Source organism: Streptomyces alkaliphilus (assembly GCF_014141535.1).
GTDB classification, from domain to species: domain Bacteria; phylum Actinomycetota; class Actinomycetes; order Streptomycetales; family Streptomycetaceae; genus Streptomyces; species Streptomyces alkaliphilus.
In genome coordinates, this window is record NZ_VKHT01000672.1 from 1 (window position 1) to 2,926 (window position 2,926).

2 protein-coding genes are annotated in these 2,926 nt (G+C 73.9%); one reads left to right on the forward strand and one right to left on the reverse strand.

Going from position 1 to position 2,926, the window contains the following annotated elements:
* The coding region (locus FNQ90_RS18290; RefSeq protein ID WP_182607369.1) for a YihY/virulence factor BrkB family protein at positions 1-1,314 on the reverse strand (1,314 nt) is incomplete at its 3' end.
* Here FNQ90_RS18290 and FNQ90_RS18295 point away from each other — a divergent pair.
* Positions 1,313-2,926 (forward strand): acyl-CoA dehydrogenase family protein (locus tag FNQ90_RS18295; RefSeq protein ID WP_182607370.1); only part of this gene is annotated, 1,614 nt, incomplete at its 3' end. The genes FNQ90_RS18290 and FNQ90_RS18295 overlap by 2 nt on opposite strands.

Consider the following 2,926-nt stretch of genomic DNA (forward strand, 5'->3'; position numbering starts at 1 on the left):
CCCGTCGCCGGTTCCCCCGTCGCCTCCTCCGTGGTCCGTCTCTTCGTGGTCCGTCCCTGCGTCCCGGTCGTCCCCCCGCTCGGTGCCGTTCCCGCCCGAGCGCAGCCGCTTGATCTGTCGGCGCAGCTCCGCCGGGCTGAGCGACTCCGCCAGCAGGCGGGCGAAGCGGTTGCTGTCGGACTCCTCGACGCCCTCCTTGTCGGCCCGGGTGCGGCGCTCGCGGATCGCCTTCCGGACCGCCAGCAGCGCCGCCTCGCGGGCCCGGTCGGTCTCCGCCCGGGCCGCCGCGGTGGTGGCGGCGGGCCACACCCGGTCCAGGGCCGCGTTCAGGGCCGCCCCGACCAGTACGGCGAAGGCGGACAGGCCCAGCCACAACAGGATGGCCACCGGCACCGCCAGGGAGCCGTAGATGCTCTGCCCCTCCACGGTGGTGCGCAGGTAGACCCGCATGCCCCAGGCGCAGGCCGCCCAGATCCCCAGCGCCACCAGCGCCCCGGGCAGGTCCTCGCGCCAGGGCGAGCGGACGGGCACGGCCACGTGGTAGAGGGTGGTGAGGAAACCGACGCACAGCGCCACCACCACCGGCCAGTACAGGGGTCGCATCACCGGTTCGAGCTGTGGCACCCAGGTGAACATCAGGTCCGGTCCGATGGCCAGCGCCGGCACCACGATCGCGCCCACCACGAGACTGATCACGTACATGGTGAAGGCGAGCAGCCGGGTCGCGGCCGGGTTGCGGTGGCCGTCGAGCCCGTACATCACGGTGATGGTGCCGACGAAGACGTTCACGGCCCGGGAGCCGGACCACAGGGCGACGATGAAGCCGATCGACATGATGTCGGGGCGGGCGCCCTGCACCAGGTCGTCGATGAGCGGACGGACCACGTCCTCCACGCCGCGCTCGGAGAGCAGCAGGCTCGACGCGTCCAGGATCTGCAGCCGCACCCACTCCAGGGTGTTGGTGCCGGCGACCGCGTCCAGGCTGCTGAGCAGGCCGACCAGGCCCAGCAGCAGCGGGGGCAGCGACAGCAGGGTGAAGAAGGCGGACTCGGCGGCCAGGCCGATCACCCGGTGTTGGGAGCAGGAGGTGGCGGTGTCCTTCAGCAGCAGCCACAGCACCTTGGCCTTGGGGATGTCGCGGTAGCGGGCCCGCCGCAGGCCCTCCTCCCCGGAGACGGCGGAGGCGCCGGAGGGCTCCCCGTCCGCCTCCCCGGCGGGGCCGGGGCCACCACTGGGGGGACGCTCGTCGTCGTCCCGCTGGTCGGGTCCCGGGGATGGTTTCTCGGTGGCCACGGCACCTAACGTAGCCGGCATGGAGAGCCGTGCCACCGCCGCCACCCACACCGTGACCAATCAGCCGCCGGAGATCACCGGACGGGACTCCTTCGCCGACGACCTGCCGCTGCGCGAGGCCGTCGCCCGGCACGCCCGGCCGGAACGGCGGGAGGAGATCGCGGCGGAGTTGTCGGCCCTGGGCCGGGACGCCGGGTCGGCGGAGTACCGTCGGGCCGGGGAGCGTGCCGACACCCACCCCCCGGAGTTGCGCACCCACGACCGGTTCGGGCACCGGATCGACGAGGTGGAGTTCCACCCGGACTGGCACCGGTTGCTGGACCGGGCCGTGGAGGGCGGCCTGACCGACGCCTGGGGGCGTCCCGACGGCCACCTCAGGCGGGCGGCCGGCTTCCACGTGTGGACCCGGGTGGAGGCCGGACACGGTTGTCCGCTGTCGATGACGCACGCCGCGGTCCCGGCGTTGCGGGCGGACCGGGGGCTCGCGGCGTTCTGGGAACCGCTGCTGACCTCCCGGCGGTACGAGCCGGGGCTTCGGCCCGCAGGGGAGAAGGCGGGGGTGCTCGCCGGGATGGGGATGACCGAGAAGCAGGGCGGCTCGGACGTGCGCTCGGGCACCACCCGGGCGGAGCCCGTCGCCGGTGGGGACGGGCTGTACGCGCTCACCGGCCACAAGTGGTTCTGCTCGGCCCCGATGTCGGACGTCTTCCTGGTACTGGCGCACGCCCCGGGCGGGTTGAGCTGCTTCCTGCTGCCCCGGGTGCTGCCGGACGGAACCCGCAACGCCTTCCGGATCCAGAGGTTGAAGAACAAGCTCGGCAACCGCGCCAACGCCTCCTCGGAGGTGGAGTTCGACGGCACGACGGTGGCCCGGCTGGTCGGTGAGGAGGGCCGCGGGGTGGCGACCATCATCGGGATGGTGGCCGCGACCCGCCTGGACTGCGTGACGGGCTCGGCGTCCCTGATGCGCGAGGCGCTGACCCGGGCGGTGCACCACGCCGCGCACCGGGAGGCGTTCGGCGGGCGACTGGGGGACAAGCCGCTGATGCGCAACGTGCTGGCGGATCTGGCGCTGGAGTCGGAGGCCGCGACGGCGCTGGCCATGCGGTTGGCGGCGGCGTACGACCGGGCGGAGGACGGCGACGCCGCGGAGCGGCACCTGCTGCGGATCGCGCTGCCGGCCGCGAAGTACCGGGTGACCAAGGTGTGCACGGCGATGGTGGCCGAGGCGTTGGAGTGCCTGGGCGGCAACGGCTACGTCGAGGAGTCGGGGATGCCGCGGCTGCTGCGCGAGGCGCCGGTGAACTCGATCTGGGAGGGCTCGGGGAACGTGCAGGCGCTGGACGTGCTCCGTGCGCTGCAACGCGAGCCGGGGTCGCTGAACGCGTTGCTCTCGGAGCTGGGCCGCGCGTCGGGGGCCGACCACCGGTTCGACGCGGCGATCAAGGAGTTGTTGACGGAGTTGTCGGACCCGGAGGGGATCGAGGGCCGGGCCCGGCGCCTGGCGGAGCGGATCGCGCTGCTGCTGCAGGGGTCGCTGCTGGTGCGGTACGCGCCGCCGGCGGTGGCCGACGCGTTCTGCGCCTCCCGTCTGGGCGGGGAGGGCGGCCTGGCGTTCGGGACGCTGCCGGGT